The 15,332-nt window shown below is 72.5% G+C and carries 15 protein-coding genes; 11 read left to right on the forward strand and 4 right to left on the reverse strand.

Annotation, left to right across the window (positions count from 1 at the left end):
- Positions 1–23: 23 nt before the first annotated feature.
- Positions 24–1,277, forward strand: coding sequence for a hypothetical protein (locus tag OG912_RS26255; RefSeq protein ID WP_327711518.1), 1,254 nt, complete (start codon positions 24–26; stop codon positions 1,275–1,277).
- On the opposite strand, the gene OG912_RS26260 is transcribed toward OG912_RS26255, so the two are convergent.
- On the reverse strand, positions 1,234–2,505 hold the full coding sequence (locus OG912_RS26260) for a glycosyltransferase family 87 protein (RefSeq protein ID WP_327711519.1): 1,272 nt from the start codon (positions 2,503–2,505) through the stop codon (positions 1,234–1,236). The genes OG912_RS26255 and OG912_RS26260 overlap by 44 nt on opposite strands.
- 134 nt (positions 2,506–2,639) lie before the next feature.
- Here OG912_RS26260 and OG912_RS26265 point away from each other — a divergent pair, with 134 nt between their 5' ends.
- Positions 2,640–3,782 (forward strand): glycosyltransferase family 4 protein, encoded by a 1,143-nt coding sequence (locus OG912_RS26265; protein ID WP_327711520.1) that lies wholly within the window; start codon positions 2,640–2,642, stop codon positions 3,780–3,782.
- Between the two features lie 57 nt (positions 3,783–3,839).
- Here the strand turns inward: OG912_RS26265 and OG912_RS26270 are convergent, their stop codons facing one another.
- Entirely contained in the window at positions 3,840–5,636 is a 1,797-nt protein-coding gene (locus tag OG912_RS26270) for an AMP-dependent synthetase/ligase (protein ID WP_327711521.1), read from the reverse strand.
- 279 nt (positions 5,637–5,915) lie between these two features.
- Here OG912_RS26270 and OG912_RS26275 point away from each other — a divergent pair, with 279 nt between their 5' ends.
- The 6 genes from OG912_RS26275 to OG912_RS26300 all read left to right on the forward strand — a co-directional run bounded on the left by OG912_RS26275 (position 5,916) and on the right by OG912_RS26300 (position 10,903).
- Positions 5,916–6,722 carry a metallophosphoesterase family protein gene (locus OG912_RS26275; RefSeq protein WP_327711522.1) on the forward strand — a complete coding sequence of 269 codons (807 nt, stop codon included), beginning with the start codon at positions 5,916–5,918 and terminating at the stop codon, positions 6,720–6,722.
- A gap of 111 nt (positions 6,723–6,833) precedes the next feature.
- On the forward strand, positions 6,834–7,283 hold the full coding sequence (locus tag OG912_RS26280; protein ID WP_148017697.1) for an SRPBCC family protein: 450 nt from the start codon (positions 6,834–6,836) through the stop codon (positions 7,281–7,283).
- 4 nt (positions 7,284–7,287) lie between these two features.
- Positions 7,288–8,502 (forward strand): ArsA family ATPase, encoded by a 1,215-nt coding sequence (locus tag OG912_RS26285; RefSeq protein ID WP_327711523.1) that lies wholly within the window; start codon positions 7,288–7,290, stop codon positions 8,500–8,502.
- An 83-nt stretch (positions 8,503–8,585) separates the two neighbouring features.
- Positions 8,586–9,044 carry a DUF5304 domain-containing protein gene (locus OG912_RS26290; protein ID WP_327711524.1) on the forward strand — a complete coding sequence of 153 codons (459 nt, stop codon included), beginning with the start codon at positions 8,586–8,588 and terminating at the stop codon, positions 9,042–9,044.
- Between the two features lie 73 nt (positions 9,045–9,117).
- The gene (locus tag OG912_RS26295; RefSeq protein WP_326735747.1) at positions 9,118–10,059 is read left to right on the forward strand and encodes an ROK family glucokinase; all 942 of its coding nucleotides are present in this window, start codon (positions 9,118–9,120) and stop codon (positions 10,057–10,059) included.
- A gap of 82 nt (positions 10,060–10,141) precedes the next feature.
- Positions 10,142–10,903 carry an endonuclease/exonuclease/phosphatase family protein gene (locus OG912_RS26300; protein WP_327711525.1) on the forward strand — a complete coding sequence of 254 codons (762 nt, stop codon included), beginning with the start codon at positions 10,142–10,144 and terminating at the stop codon, positions 10,901–10,903.
- Between the two features lie 6 nt (positions 10,904–10,909).
- Here the strand turns inward: OG912_RS26300 and OG912_RS26305 are convergent, their stop codons facing one another.
- Both OG912_RS26305 and OG912_RS26310 read right to left on the reverse strand, forming a co-directional pair.
- A complete protein-coding gene (locus OG912_RS26305) occupies positions 10,910–11,581 on the reverse strand; it encodes a hypothetical protein (protein WP_327711526.1) in 672 nt (223 codons plus the stop codon).
- Positions 11,574–12,353, reverse strand: a complete 780-nt coding sequence (locus OG912_RS26310; RefSeq protein WP_326735744.1) for an alpha/beta hydrolase — start codon at positions 12,351–12,353, stop codon at positions 11,574–11,576. The genes OG912_RS26305 and OG912_RS26310 overlap by 8 nt, the downstream gene beginning before the upstream one ends.
- A gap of 199 nt (positions 12,354–12,552) precedes the next feature.
- On the opposite strand from OG912_RS26310, the gene OG912_RS26315 reads away from it, so the two are divergent.
- The 3 genes from OG912_RS26315 to OG912_RS26325 are packed head-to-tail and all read left to right on the forward strand — an operon-like array spanning position 12,553 to position 15,281.
- Entirely contained in the window at positions 12,553–13,317 is a 765-nt protein-coding gene (locus tag OG912_RS26315) for a lysophospholipid acyltransferase family protein (RefSeq protein WP_327711527.1), read from the forward strand.
- Between the two features lie 45 nt (positions 13,318–13,362).
- A complete protein-coding gene (gene macS, locus OG912_RS26320; RefSeq protein ID WP_327711528.1) occupies positions 13,363–14,589 on the forward strand; it encodes a MacS family sensor histidine kinase in 1,227 nt (408 codons plus the stop codon).
- Positions 14,586–15,281, forward strand: a complete 696-nt coding sequence (locus tag OG912_RS26325) for a response regulator transcription factor (RefSeq protein WP_326735741.1) — start codon at positions 14,586–14,588, stop codon at positions 15,279–15,281. Before macS ends, OG912_RS26325 begins: the two co-directional genes overlap by 4 nt.
- Positions 15,282–15,332: the final 51 nt, after the last annotated feature.

Below are 15,332 nucleotides of genomic sequence, written 5' to 3' on the forward strand. Positions count from 1 at the left end.
CGACAGCCCTTACCCTCGGTCATGTGGCTGATCAAGGGCGTACCGCGACGCGGGCACGCGGCGGACGACGGCGCGCGGCGGGCGCCGTGCTTGCCGCGCTGCTGTGTGCGGCCGGCTGCGCGGCCCCGGCCGACAAGGCCCCCGACACCACCGCCCGCGACATCCGCGCCACGCTGGACCGCCGCGCCGCCGCAGTGCTGCACCACGACGAGGATGCCTACGTCGCCGTCGTGGACCCGGACGCCACCGCGCTGCGCGGCGCACAGCGCAAGGAGTTCGGCCACCTCGCCGACGTACCGCTCGCCACCTGGACCTACCGGGTGACGGACCTCGCCGCGCACGGGGCCGACCGGGCCACCGCCGATGTGCGGCTCGGATACCGGATCGAGGGCTACGACAGCGCGCCGGTCTCCGTCGACCGGGTGCTCGACCTGGAGCGGGACCCGGCCGACGGCCGCTGGTACCTCACCGCCGACCGGGCCGCCGACGGCGGGGGCGGACAGCTCTGGGAGCAGGGCCGGGTCGAGGTGGTGCGCGGCACCTACAGCCTGGTGCTGGGGGTCGGCCGGACCCGGGACGAGCTGAAGGAGATCGCCGCCACCGAGGACCGGGCGGTGCCCGACGTCTCCGCCGCCTGGCCGGAGCACTGGGCGGGGCGTGTGGTGGTGCTGGTGCCCGCCGCCGTGACGGACATGGCGGAGCTGCTCGGATCGCCCGCCGCGAACTACCGGGGCATAGCGGCCGTGACGACCGGCGAGACCGGCGGCTCGGGGAAGGCCCCCGCCGACCGGGTGATCGTCAACCCGGAGGCGTACGCCATGCTCGGGGCCTTCGGACAGCGCGTCGTCCTCACCCACGAGACCACCCATGTGGCCACCCGCGCCGACACCTCCGCCGCCACCCCCACCTGGCTCTCCGAGGGCTTCGCGGACTGGGCGGCCTACCGGGCGCAGGAGCGCACCGCCGCCGAGATCGCCCCCGAGCTCGCCGACGCCGTCCGTGGCGGTGACGGGCCCGCCGCGCTGCCCACGGACGAGGACTTCGGCTTCGCGGGCGACGCGGACCGGCTGGCGAGGGCGTACGAGGGCGGCTGGCTGGCCTGCGAGCTCATCGCCGACCACTGGGGCGAGGCGAAGCTGTTCGCCTTCTACCGGGCCGTCGGGGGCCACTCCGGGCGGGACGGAGCGGTGGAGCAGGCCCTGCACGAGGTGCTCGGCACGACTCCGCAGGACTTCACGGCGCGCTGGCGGGAGTATCTGGGGAGCCGGCTCGGCTGAGCGGGGGCGCGGCGGGTGCCGTGCCCGCGGCCGGAACAGCGCCGGCCGGGCCGCGCACCGTGTCCTGCCACAGCCGCGCGCACGCGAGCAGGGAAGCGGCGACCAGTAGCCCGTTGCGTACGAACATCAGCGTCACGCCGGTCGCGTCGCTGGTCACCACGTGGATGAAGCCGAGCGGGAACTCCAGCTGGGTGACGCCGGTCGCCACCAGCACCAGACCGGCCGGCCAGGCCATCCGGCTCTCCCGGAACACCAGGCACACCGCGGCCAGACCGACCAGCCACAGCATGTACTGGGGGCTGATCACCCGGCTCGTGGTGGTGAACAGCAGCACCGCGGTGAACGCCGCGTCCGCCGTCGTACTCACCCCGAACGTGCGCGCCCGCAGCCGCCACATCAGCAGCCAGCCGAACGCGACGACGCTCAGCCCCAGGGAGAGGGTGCTCACCAGCGGCACGTGCGGGCCCAGGAACTCCAGCGAGCCGTAGTGCAGCTCCACCCGGCCCTGCCAGCCGAACTGCCGCGCCACATGGAAGACCAGCGCCCCCAGCGACTCGACCTCGGTGCCCCGGTCCCGCTGGAACCCCAGGAACGCCAGCGCCCCGGGCGCCGCCGCGGTGCACAGCACCAGCAGCCCGACCGCCACGGCGGCCGCCGTCGTCCACGCCAGGCGCGTCCTTCGGCCACGGGCGGTACCGGCGAGCACCAGCGCCGGCCACACCTTCAGCAGCGCCCCGAACGCCGCCAGCGCCCCCAGCACCCGCGGATGCCGGATACCCGCCAGCAGAGCCGCCACCGCGACGGCCGTCACCATCACGTCGTACCGGGCGTACGCGGTCGTACCGAGCAGCGGCACCCCCGCCACCCACACCCACGCCCCGGCCGTTCGCCGGGCGGCGCCCCGGCCCGCGTACAGCAGCAGGCCCAGCACCAGCGCGTCGCACAGGAACGCCAGGACGAAGAAGGCCGAGGCGTAGTCCAGGAACGGCAGCAGCGCGGGGGAGAGGATGGCGAGGGCCGCGACCGGCGGGTACTGCCAGGTGACGTCGGACTGCGGATAGGTGCCCGACCTCAGTACGTCGTACCAGCCGTGGTAGATCACCGACACATCGCTCGTCACGTCCGGGCCCGGCAGCGTGATCACCTTCACGACGCAGAGCAGGAGCAGGGCCCTGGTCAGCGCCCACACCGCGAAGGCGGCCGGCCGTGTGTCGCTCGAACCCGTCATGACCCGCCCTCACCCGTTCCGTCCGTCGTACGAGGAGCCATGATGCCCGCCCGCGCTGTGCGGGAGCCATCAGGCCGGGCCGCCCGGTACCGCCGACGGCGGGGGAACGGGGCCGCCCGGTACTGTCGGCGGCGATGGACAAGACCTTGATCGTGACCAATGACTTCCCGCCCCGCCCCGGTGGCATCCAGGCGTTCCTGCACAACATGGCGCTCCGCCTGGACCCCGAACAGGTCGTCGTCTACGCCTCCACCTGGAAGCGCGGCGCGGAGGGTGCGGCGGCCACCGCCGCCTTCGACGCCGAGCAGCCCTTCACCGTGGTCCGCGACCGTACGACGATGCTGCTGCCGACCCCGCGGGTGACCCGGCGCGCCGCGCAGCTGCTGCGCAGCCACGGCTGTTCGTCCGTCTGGTTCGGCGCCGCCGCCCCCCTCGGGCTGATGGCACCGGCGCTGCGCCGGGCCGGCGCCCGCCGGCTGGTCGCCACCACCCACGGGCACGAGGCCGGCTGGGCCCAGCTGCCCGCCTCCCGGCAATTGCTGCGGCGGATCGGCGAGGGCACGGACACGATCACCTACCTCGGCGAGTACACCCGCTCCCGGATCGCCGCCGCGCTCACCCCGGCGGCCGCTGACCGCATGGTCCAGCTCCCGCCCGGCGTCGACGAGAAGACCTTCCACCCGGACTCCGGCGGCGACCGGGTCAGGGCCCGGCTCGGGCTCACCGACCGGCCGGTCGTCGTCTGTGTGTCCCGGCTGGTGCCCCGCAAGGGCCAGGACACCCTGATCCTCGCGATGCCCGCGATCCTGGCCGAGGTGCCCGACGCGGTCCTGCTGATCGTCGGCGGCGGGCCGTACGCCGCGGAACTGAAGAAGCTGGCCGCGCAGACCGGGGTGCAGGACTCGGTGCGGTTCACCGGCCCGGTGCCGTGGGAGGAGCTGCCCGCGCACTACGGGGCCGGCGACGTCTTCGCGATGCCGTGCCGCACCCGGCGCGGCGGCCTCGACGTGGAGGGCCTCGGCATCGTCTACCTGGAGGCGTCCGCGACCGGGCTGCCGGTCGTGGCGGGCGACTCGGGCGGCGCCCCGGACGCGGTGCTCGACGGCGAGACCGGGTGGGTGGTGCGCGGAGGCTCGGCCGAGGAGTCGGCGGAGCGGATCGTCGCGCTGCTCGGCGACGCGGAGCTGCGCCGGCGGATGGGGGAGCGGGGCAGGGCCTGGGTCGAGGAGAAGTGGCGCTGGGACCTGCTGGCGGAGCGGCTCAGAGAACTGCTCTGAGCGACCGGGTACGCGGAAGGGGCCCGCGGAACGGGCCCCTTCGTACGCGACACGGGCTCAGGCGCGGTAGATCGACTCCACCTCGTCGGCGAAGTCCTTCGCCACCACGTTCCGCTTCAGCTTCAGCGACGGCGTGATGTGGCCCGCCTCCTCGGTGAACTGGGCGGCCAGGATGCGGAACTTGCGTACGGACTCGGCCTTGGACACCGCGGCGTTGCCGTCGTCGATCGCGCGCTGCACCTCGGCCAGCAGCTCCGGGTCGTCGCGCAGTGACAGGGCGGTCGAGCCGACGGGCTTGCCGTGCTCCTCGGCCCAGCGGCCCAGGAACTCCTCGTCCAGCGTCACCAGCGCGCCCACGAACGGGCGGCCGTCGCCGACGACCATGCACTCCGCGACCAGGGCATGCCCGCGGATGCGGTCCTCGATGACGGCGGGAGCGACGTTCTTGCCGCCCGCCGTGACGATGATCTCCTTCTTGCGGCCGGTGATCGCGAGGTAGCCGTCCTCGTCGAGGGTGCCGATGTCACCGGTGTGGAACCAGCCGTCGGCCAGCGCCTCGACCGTGGCCGTCTCGTTGTTCCAGTAGCCGGAGAACAGGTGCTCGCCGTGCAGCAGCACCTCGCCGTCGTCGGCGATCCGCACGACGGAGCCGGGCAGCGGCTGGCCGACCGTACCGATCTTCTGCCGGTCCCACGGGTTGAAGGCGGTGGCCGCGCACGACTCCGTCAGTCCGTAGCCCTCCAGGACGGTGAAGCCGATGCCGCGGTAGAAGTGGCCGAGCCGCTCGCCCAGCGGCGCGCCGCCGGAGATCGCGTACTCGCCGCGTCCGCCGAGCACGGCCCGCAGCTTGCTGTAGACCAGCCGGTCGAAGACCTTGTGCTTGAACTTCAGGCCCACGGACGGACCCTGCGGCGTGCCCAGCGCGCGGCTGTAGGCGATCGCCGTGCTCGCGGCCTTGTCGAAGATCTTGCCCTTGCCGTCGGCCTGCGCCTTGGCACGGGCCGAGTTGTAGACCTTCTCGAAGACCCGCGGCACCCCGAGGATCAGGGTCGGCCGGAAAGCGGCCAGCTCATCGGTGAGGTTCTTGATGTCCGGTACGCAGCCGAGCTTGATCGGCGCCATCACGGAGGCGACCTCGACCAGCCGGCCGAAGACGTGCGCGGCGGGCAGGAAGAGCAGTACGGAGCACTCACCGGTACGGAAGAGAGGGTTGAGCCGCTCCACCACGTTGCCGCACTCCGCGAAGAAGCTGCGGTGCGTCAGCACACAGCCCTTGGGGCGGCCGGTGGTGCCCGAGGTGTAGACGATGGTGGCCGGATCGTCGGCCTTGGCGCTCGCGCTGCGCAGGTCCACGGTCTCCTCGGAGACCTCCGCACCCGACGCCGTCAGCGCGTCGACCGCGCCCTCGTCGATCTGCCACACATGGCGCAGTTCCGGCAGCCGGTCGCGCACCGAGGCCACGGCCTCCGCGTGCGCGTCGCTCTCGACCAGGACCGCGACCGCGCCCGAGTCGCCGAGGATCCACTGGACCTGCTCGGGGGAGCTGGTCTCGTACACCGGCACGGTGACGGCGCCCGCGCTCCAGATCGCGAAGTCGAGCAGCACCCACTCGTAACGGGTGCGGGACATCAGGGCGACCCGGGCGCCGGGCTCGACACCGGCGGCGATCAGTCCCTTGGCGACGGCTCTGACCTCGGCCAGGAACCGGGCGGCGGTGACGTCCGTCCAGACGCCCGCGACTTTGCGGCTCATCACCGCGACATCGGCATGCTGAGCGGCATTGCGGCGGATGAGATCCGTCAGGTTGCCGTCCGAGGGGACCTCGTACAGGGCCGGAAGGCTGAACTCGCGCAAGACTGCTGCTCCTCATCGGGCTCCGGTGCCACGGCTCTGTGTGACGCACCGGCTGCGGTCCAAGATCGGGGGTGCTCAGTGGGGTGAGCACGACTGGACTGCCCGGACGTTACCCACCGGTACTCGGTTCCGGATAGGGGGTTCAGGCCAGATGTCTTATGCGTCACACATATCGGTGGTCCTCATCCGCACAGTAGTGCACCTCGTTCAACACCCGGAGGTAACCGCAGGTCCGGCCGCCTCTACCCACGTGGGCGCCGGAGTCCTAGGGTGATCGTCATGCGAGCAGTACCGAACACCCGGGACGCCTCCGCCGGACGGCGCACCCGTGTCCACGTGGTCAGTGACGTGCACGGGAACACCGAGGCGCTGGCCCGCGCCGGGGACGACGCCGACGCCCTCATCTGCCTGGGTGACCTGGTGCTCTTCCTCGACTACGCGGATCACTCGCGCGGTATCTTCCCCGACCTCTTCGGCGTCGAGAACGCCGACCGGATCGTCGCCCTGCGCACCGAGCGCCGGTTCGACGAGGCCCGGGACTTCGGCCGGGAGCTGTGGGCGGGGGTGGACCGCAACGCCGCGATCCTGTCCGCCGTCCGCAAGCAGTACGCCGAGATGTTCGCCGCGCTGCCCACCCCGACGTACGCCACCTACGGCAACGTCGACATCCCCGGACTGTGGCCCGAGTACGCGGGCCCCGGCACCACCGTCCTGGACGGCGACCGCGTCGAGATCGGCGGCCGCGTCTTCGGCTTCGTCGGCGGCGGCCTGCGGACCCCGATGCGCACCCCGTACGAGATCGGCGACGAGGAGTACGCGGCCAAGATCGAGGCGATCGGCGAGGTCGACGTGCTCTGCACGCACATCCCGCCCGAGGTCCCGGAGCTGACGTACGACACCGTGGCCCGCCGCTTCGAGCGCGGCAGCCGGGCCCTGCTCGACGCCATCCGCCGCACCCGCCCCCGCTACTCCCTGTTCGGCCACGTCCACCAGCCGCTGGCCCGCCGGATGCGGATCGGCACCACCGAGTGCGTGAACGTCGGCCACTTCGCCTCGACCGGCCGGCCCTGGGCACTGGAGTGGTGACCACGCCCCCGCTCGACCGGGCCCTGGGCCGAGGCGCCGCGCTCACGCGATAGCCTTCTGGCGGCAGGCCTCTGCCGACCGACCGGTACACCGCACTGGAGGGCCACAGCGATGGCTGAACACACCAGCTCGAGCATCACGATCGAGGCGGCACCGGCCGACGTCATGGGTGTGATCGCCGACTTCGACCGCTATCCGGAATGGACCGGCGAGGTCAAGGAGGCCGAGGTGCTCGGCACCGACGACCGCGGCCGCGCCGAGAAGGTCCGCCTCGTCCTGGACGCCGGCGCGATCAAGGACGACCACACCCTCGCGTACACCTGGATCGGCGACTACGAGGTCAGCTGGACCCTGGTCAAGTCCCAGATGCTGCGCGCCATCGACGGCTCGTACGCCCTCGCACCGCTCGGTGACGGCGACCGCACCGAGGTCACCTACCGGCTGACCGTCGACGTCAAGATCCCGATGCTCGGCATGATCAAGCGCAAGGCCGAGAAGGTCATCATCGACCGCGCCCTGGCCGGTCTCAAGAAGCGCGTCGAGTCCGTTCCGAAGGCCTGATCCGGTGCGTACGGTCCTGGTCACCGGCCTCGGCGGCGCGGGCCGTACCACCGTCGCGGCGGCCACCGCACTGGCCGGCGCCCGCGGCGGCCGACGCACGCTGCTGATCTCCGCCGACGCCATACCCGGCTTCCCGACGGACACCGAACCCACGCAGGTGACCGATGCGCTGTGGTCCGTCCGGATCGACTCCGGAGCGCACTTCCGCAGCGAACTCCTCACCCTTCAGGATCAGTTGTCCGGTGTGCTCGACCTGCTCGGCGGCAACCGCATGGACGGCGAGGAACTCACCGAACTGCCCGGCAGCGCCGAACTCGCCCTGCTGCACTCCCTGCGCCGCGCCGCACACGGTGACTGGTCCCGCGCCGGCTTCGACCTCCTCGTCGTCGACCTGCCGCCACTGCGCGAAGCCCTCGCCGTGCTGGCCCTGCCCGGACAGCTGCGCCGCTACCTGCGCCGGCTGCTGCCCCAGGAACGCCAGGCCGCCCGCGCCCTGCGCCCGATGCTCGCGCAGCTCGCCGGTGTGCCCATGCCCGCCCAGTGGCTGTACGAGGCCGCCGCCCGGCGCGACGCCGAACTGGCCGAAGTCCAGGCGCTGGTCGAGGACCGCGCGACCACGCTCCGGCTGGTCGCCGAACCGGGCCCGGCCGCCGAGGACGCCCTGCGCACGGCCCGCACCGGGCTCGCCCTGTACGGGCTGCGGGTCGACGCGCTGGTGGCCAACAAGGTGCTGCCCCCGCACTCGTCCGACCCCTGGTTCGCCGGGCTCGCCGCGCAGCAGGAGAAGTGCCTCGACCACTGGCGCGAGGAACGGTCCGCCGAGGCCCCGCCGCTTCAGGTGCCCCACCTCGGCCGCGACCCGCAGGGCCCCCACGACCTCACCGGCCTCGCGGACGACGCACCGGCCCTGACCCCGGACAGCCGGGACGGCGGCCGCGCCGAGGACCCCTGGTGGATCGAGGAGGCCGGAGCCCCCGAAGGACAGGACGGCGCCGACGGCATACTCGTCTGGTGCCTGCGCCTTCCCGGCGCCGTCAAGAGGGACCTCCACCTGGTCCGGCGCGGCAGCGAACTCCTTCTGACCGTCGGCCCCTTCCACCGCATCGTGCCCCTGGAGTCCGCGCTGCGCCGCTGCACGGTCTCCGGTGCGGCCCTCACCGACGGGGTGCTGCGGGTCCGCTTCACGCCGGACCCCGCACTGTGGCCGAGGACGAGCTGAACGGCGTACCACCGTTCGGGTACCGTCGTTGGTAGGGGTCCCGGATGCCGGGCCGCCCGCCAACCACGTCGCAGGAGTCCGCCATGAGCGAAGCCACCGATCGTCCCGCCGACGACGACGCGTGGGCGCGGGCCTGCGCCGAGGACCTCGCCGCCGAGAAGGCCCGCCGCCGCGCCGAGTACGGCCCGCCGCCCGGCTCGGCCGCCGAGGAGCTGCGCAAGCTGGTCGACGCCGTGGCCGACAAGCTCGGATCCCTCCAGTCGCCGCTGTTCGGCGTGGCGGCGCAGGGTGCCGTGCAGCAGGTCATCAAGCAGGCGAAGTCCGCCGTCGAGCCCGTCATCGAGCGTAATCCGGACGTTTTCGATCACATCGCGGCAGCCGGCAGCGAACTGCTCGCCGCGTACCGCTCTGCGGTCGAGGGCCAGGAACGCCGCTGGACCCAGGGCGCGGGGGACCCCACAGGCACGGAAAAGAAGGCGGAAGACCCCACCGACCCCCGTGATGAGGGGCCCGGAGCCGGCGAACACATCGACCTGGACTGACCGGCACCGACAGGACGGGGTTCTGCCTCGGGTACGGTTGCCTCAGCGGGGCTCGACCGAAACTGAGGGATTCATGGGACTCACCATCGGCGTCGATATCGGCGGCACGAAGATCGCAGCTGGAGTGGTCGACGAAGAGGGCCACATCCTCTCGACCTTCAAGGTGCCGACCCCGCCGACGGCCGAAGCCATCGTGGACGCCATCGCGGCGGCGGTGTCCGGCGCGAGCGAGGGGCACCCGGTCGAGGCCGTCGGCATCGGCGCGGCCGGATACGTCGACGACAAGCGGGCCACGGTGCTGTTCGCGCCGAACATCAACTGGCGGCACGAGCCGCTGAAGGACAAGGTCGAGCAGCGCGTCGGCCTTCCGGTGGTCGTCGAGAACGACGCCAACGCGGCGGCCTGGGGCGAATACCGCTTCGGTGCCGGCCAGGGCCACGAGGACGTCATCTGCATCACGCTCGGCACCGGGCTGGGCGGCGGCATCATCATCGGCAACAAGCTGCGCCGCGGACGCTTCGGCGTGGCCGCCGAGTTCGGCCACATCCGGGTCGTCCCGGACGGGCTGCTCTGCGGCTGCGGCAGCCAGGGCTGCTGGGAGCAGTACGCCTCGGGCCGCGCGCTCGTGCGGTACGCGAAGCAGCGTGCCAACGCCACACCCGAGAACGCCACGATCCTGCTGGCGCTCGGTGACGGCACGGTCGAGGGCATCGAGGGCAAGCACATCAGCGAGGCCGCCCGGCAGGGCTGCCCGGTGGCCGTCGACTCGTTCCGCGAGCTGGCCCGCTGGGCCGGCGCCGGACTGGCCGACCTCGCCTCGCTCTTCGACCCGTCCGCCTTCATCGTCGGCGGCGGCGTCTCGGACGAGGGCGAACTGGTCCTCGACCCGATCCGCAAGTCGTTCCGGCGCTGGCTGATCGGCGGGGAGTGGCGTCCGCACGCCCAGGTGCTCGCGGCCCAACTGGGCGGCAAGGCCGGTCTTGTGGGCGCGGCGGACCTGGCCCGGCAGGGCTGATCCGGCCCGGCACCACGGACATGACGGACGCCCGTCGCTTCCCTCTCGGGGAGCGGCGGGCGTCCGTCGTATCGTGACCGGCATGGCCATGATGTCGCTGCCAGAATCCCGTACCGAGCAGGACGGCTCGGCCGTCGTCAGAGTGCTCAGCTACAACATCCGCTCGATGCACGACGACTTCGCCGCGCTGGCCCGCGTCATCCGCGCCTGCGCACCCGACCTGGTCCTCCTCCAGGAGGCGCCGCGCTTCTTCCGGTGGCGCAAGCGGGCCGCCCGGCTCGCCGCCGCCACCGATCTGGTGATCCTGGGCGGCGGAGCCACCGCGGCCGGCCCCCTGCTGCTCTGCTCGCTGCGCGCCACGGTGGAACGCACCGAGGACATCCTGCTGCCGCTCACCCCGGGGCTGCACCGCAGAGGCTTCGCCACCGCCGTGGTCCGGATCGCGGGCACCCGGATCGGCGTGCTGAGCTGCCATCTGAGCCTGGAGCGGCGGGAACGCCGAGCCCAGGCGGAGCGGCTGCTGGAGACAGTGGACGCGATGGGCGTGGACCACGTGGTCGTGGCCGGCGACCTCAACGACGTACCGAGCGGGCGGGCCTTCCGGCTGCTCGCCGGGCGGCTCCAGGACTGCTGGGCGGTACGGCCCCGGGGCGGCGAGCACACCTTCCCGCCGCACGACCCGCACAAGCGGCTCGACGCCGTCTTCGCGACCGGTGGCATCGAGGTGCTCGGCTGCGGGGTCCCGACCGGACTGCCCGGGATCTTCGAGGCCGACCTGCTGGCGGCGACCGACCACCTGCCGGTGCTGGCCGCGCTGCGGGTGCCCGCAGCACGCCCTCAGTGAGCGGGGTCAGACCACCGCGCCGCGGCCGGGGTCGTCACCGTCCTCGTCGTCGTGCTCCATACGCGCCACCAGTGTCGCGAAACCGCCCAGGAAACCGCCGATACCCACCGTCGTCAGCCACCAGGTCATCTCCCACTGGAGCAGCACCGCCAGCAGCAGAAGGACGGGGCCGCCGACCACCGCGAGCCAGGCGAACTTCGCCGTGACGTCGGCCTCCGGCAGCGGCGGCGGCTCCGGCGGCACGAAGTGCCCCTCGGCACTGTCGTCGTCGGTGTCGCCCTCGACGGGCTCCGCCGGCTCGTAGTCACGCGGGCCGCCGACACCCGGGGCGAAGACCACCGAGCTGCCGAGCGGCTTCTCCGGCGGCTTGGGCCGGCTCTTCCCGAGGCCCTTGTCCGGGTCCGGAGCGACGGAGTCCTCCTCCGGAAGCGCGAGGTCCTCGACGGACCGGAAGGGCCTGGCACCCGGCGGGTCCGGCGGCTCCTCCCCGTACCCCTCGACGATGGCCTTCCAGACGGCGTCCTCGTCGACCGGGCGTTCGCCGTCCGCCCCCGTGGGCGCGGGCGGGACCTCCGGCGCCGGGGCACCGCCGTCCTCGTCGGGCACGGCCGTCCCCCCGGCGGGAAGCGGCTCGCGCTCCTCCTCGCTGCCTGTGCGCTCCGCGTCCTGCTCAGCCACCGGACCTGCTCCCCTTCTTCCCGACGCTCGGAGCGAGGCGGCCGATGAACGAGTAGCTCTCGTCGAAGATCCGCTCCGCATCGTGGTCCAACGTCGCGACGTGGTAGCTCTGTTCCAGCAGGATCTCCTCGACGTCCGTCGAGGACACCCGGCTCAGGATCCGGGCGGTGTCGGCGGGCGGCACCACATGGTCCTGCGGGCTGTGCAGCAGCAGGATCGGCTGGGTCACCTGGGGAAGCTCGGCGTCGACCAGCCGGAAGAACTTCCGCACCGAGTGCGCCGCGTGCAGCGGCACCCGGTCGTAGCCCACCTCGTGGGAGCCCTCCAGCGCGATGTCGCTCGCCAGCCCCTTCGTCGTCCGCACCAGATGACGGGCGACCGGCAGCGCGTGCGCCGCCAGGCCGTGCACCTTGTTGGCCGGGTTGACCAGCACCAGACCCCGGACGGCGTCGCCGTGCTTCGCCGCGAGCCGCAGGGAGAGTGCGCCGCCCATGGAGAGACCGAACACGAAGACCTGCTCGCACCGCTCCAGCAGCTCACGCAGTGCCCGGTCCACCTCCGCGTACCAGTCCTGCCAGCCGGTCACCTGCATGTCTTCCCAGCGGGTGCCGTGTCCGGGCAGCAGCGGCAGCGAGACCGTGAGCCCGCGCTCCGCCAGATAGTCGGCCCAGGGGCGCAGTGACTGCGGGGATCCGGTGAATCCGTGACAGAGGAGGACGCCGACCTCTCCGCCCTCGTGGCGGAACGGCTCGGCTCCAGGAAGGACCGGCACCGGGGTCTCCTGTTCGTGAGGCTCGAATGGGGAGCGAAAGGGGGGGAGTGCAGAAGGATTACTTCACCGTACGCGACCGGACCGACACCGACCAGGGCCGTCACGGGCCGGGGCTGCGGACACCCTGCCCGCGCCGGGCGGAAGCACGGGGCGCGGCACGGGTTAAGGTCTGTCGGACAGCACACAGGAGGCACCCGAGTTGATCTACGGCGCTATGAAGTTCTCCATCGGCGGGTCTCTGAAGCTCGCCTTCAGGCCGTGGGTGGAGGGCCTGGAGAACATCCCCGCGCACGGACCCGCGATCCTCGCCAGCAACCATCTGTCGTTCTCCGACTCCTTCTTCCTGCCCGCCGTCCTGGACCGCAAGGTCACCTTCATCGCCAAGTCCGAGTACTTCACCGCGCCCGGCGTCAAGGGCAAGCTCACCGCCGCCTTCTTCAAGGGCGTCGGACAGCTCCCGGTCGACCGCTCGGGCGCCCGCGGGGCCGGTGAGGCGGCGATCAAGGCCGGCATCGAGGTCATCGAGAGCGGCGGCCTGTTCGGCATCTACCCGGAGGGCACCCGGTCGCCGGACGGCCGCCTCTACCGCGGCAAGCCCGGCGGCCTCGCCAGGGTGGCGCTCGCCACCGGTGCGCCCGTCATCCCGGTCGCGATGATCGACACGGAGAAGATCCAGCCGCCCGGCCAGGTGATGCCCAAGCTGATGCGCCCGGGGATCAGGATCGGCAAGCCGCTCGACTTCAGCCGCTACCACGGCATGGAGGGTGACCGTTTCATCCTGCGCTCGGTCACCGACGAGGTCATGTACGAGATCATGAAGCTCTCCGGCCAGGAGTACGTCGACATCTACGCGACCGCCGCCAAGCGGCAGATCGCCGACGAGGCGAAGCACCGGGCGGAGGCCGTCAGGAAGGCCGCGTCCGGCGGCCGGGACGAGCGGGAAACGGACCGCGGCAGCGCCTGAGAGCGAGTGCGCGACGGGGTCCGTCCGGGGGTGGGGGAGAACAAGATGGTCAAACGTGTGCGGGTCGTGAGGATGTCGGTCGAGCAGCCGCTGTGGCGTGCCCTGACCGCGTACCGGCTCCTGACGATGCTCTACGCGATCCTGCTCGCCGTCTACGGACGCGAGAAGTACGACCGGCCGTGGGTGGCCGTCGCCTTCCTGGCGGCCATGACCGTCTGGACGCTCGCCACCCTGCCGAAGGTCGCCGGCGCCGCGGCCTGCACCAAGCGCTTCCTGGGCGCGGACCTCACGCTCGCGCTCATCGGCATCCTCGTCACCCCGCTCGCCGACTTCCAGGCCCAGCACGTCGACGGCCCGACCCTGCCGTCCATCTGGACCGCCGGTTCCGTCCTGGCCTTCGCGATCAAGGGCGGCTGGCGGTGGGCGGCCTTCGCCTCCACCTTCGTCGCCGTCGCCAACCTGATCGAGCGCGGCGAACCCAGCCGCGACACCCTGCACAACGTCCTGCTGGTCTGGGTCGCCTCCATCGCCATCGGGTACGTCGTCGAGGTCGCCCGCGCCAGTGAGCGCACCCTCGCCCGCGCCCTGGAGATCGAGGCCGCCACCCGGGAGCGGGAACGCCTGGCCCGCGACATCCACGACAGCGTGCTCCAGGTCCTCGCCATGGTGCAGCGCCGGGGCACGGCGCTCGGCGGCGAGGCCGCCGAACTGGGCCGGATGGCCGGCGAACAGGAGGTCGCCCTGCGCTCCCTGGTCTCCAGCGGACTGGTGCCTCCCACCCGGGTGTCCGAGGACGCGGCAGAGGGCGCCGTGGTGCGCACGGTCGAGGTGGACGACGACGAGCCGGACGCGCCCGGCGACACCGATCTGCGGGCCCTGCTCACCCCGCACGCCGGATCCCGGGTGACCTTCGCGGAGCCCGGAGCGCCGGTGCTGCTCCCGCCCGCGGCGGCCGGGGAACTGGCGGCGGCCGTCGGTGCGGCCCTGGACAATGTCCGGGTGCACGCGGGGGAGAGCGCCCGGGCGTGGATCCTGGTCGAGGACTGGCCGGACGAGGTGATCGTCACGGTCCGGGACGACGGACCCGGCATCCCGGAGGGGCGGCTCGCCCAGGCCGAGGGTGAGGGCCGCCTCGGCGTAGCCCTCTCCATCCGCGGGCGGCTGCGCGACCTGGGCGGTACGGCAGAGTTGATCTCGGTGCCCGGTCAGGGCACCGAGGTCGAGTTGAAGGTTCCGAAGATGGCACGGGGGAAGGCGGGTTCAGTCCGATGAGCGCAGCAACCGAAACGGGCGAGGGGCAGCAGCGGCCCATCAGGGTGATGGTGGTCGACGACCACCCGATGTGGCGCGACGCCGTCGCCCGCGACCTCGCCGAGGCCGGCTTCGACGTGGTGGCGACCGCGGGCGACGGCCCGCAGGCGGTCCGCCGGGCCGGGGCCGTCACCCCCGACGTCCTGGTCCTCGACCTCAACCTGCCCGGGATGCCGGGCGTCCAGGTCTGCAAGGAGCTGGTCGGCTCGCAGCCCGGACTGCGGGTCCTGGTGCTCTCCGCGAGCGGCGAGCACGCCGACGTACTGGAGGCGGTCAAGTCCGGTGCCACCGGCTATCTGCTGAAGTCGGCGAGCACCCAGGAGCTGACCGATGCGGTCCGCAGCACCGCGGTCGGCGACCCGGTCTTCACCCCCGGCCTCGCCGGACTCGTCCTCGGCGAGTACCGCAGGCTGGCCTCCGAACCCGCACCCGTCGCGTCGAACGAGCCGAAGGCCCCGGAGCTCACCGACCGGGAGACCGAAGTCCTGCGGCTGGTGGCCAAGGGACTCTCGTACAAGCAGATCGCCGAACGGCTGGTCATCTCGCACCGCACCGTCCAGAACCACGTCCAGAACACCCTGGGCAAGCTCCAGTTGCACAACAGGGTGGAGCTGGTGAGGTACGCCATCGAGCGCGGCCTCGACGACGCCTGAGATCAACACCCGCACATTGCAGGGGAATTGACCGTCCCGCCCATCCCGAAG

This window comes from Streptomyces sp. NBC_00464 (assembly GCF_036013915.1).
In the GTDB taxonomy this organism is placed as follows: domain Bacteria; phylum Actinomycetota; class Actinomycetes; order Streptomycetales; family Streptomycetaceae; genus Streptomyces.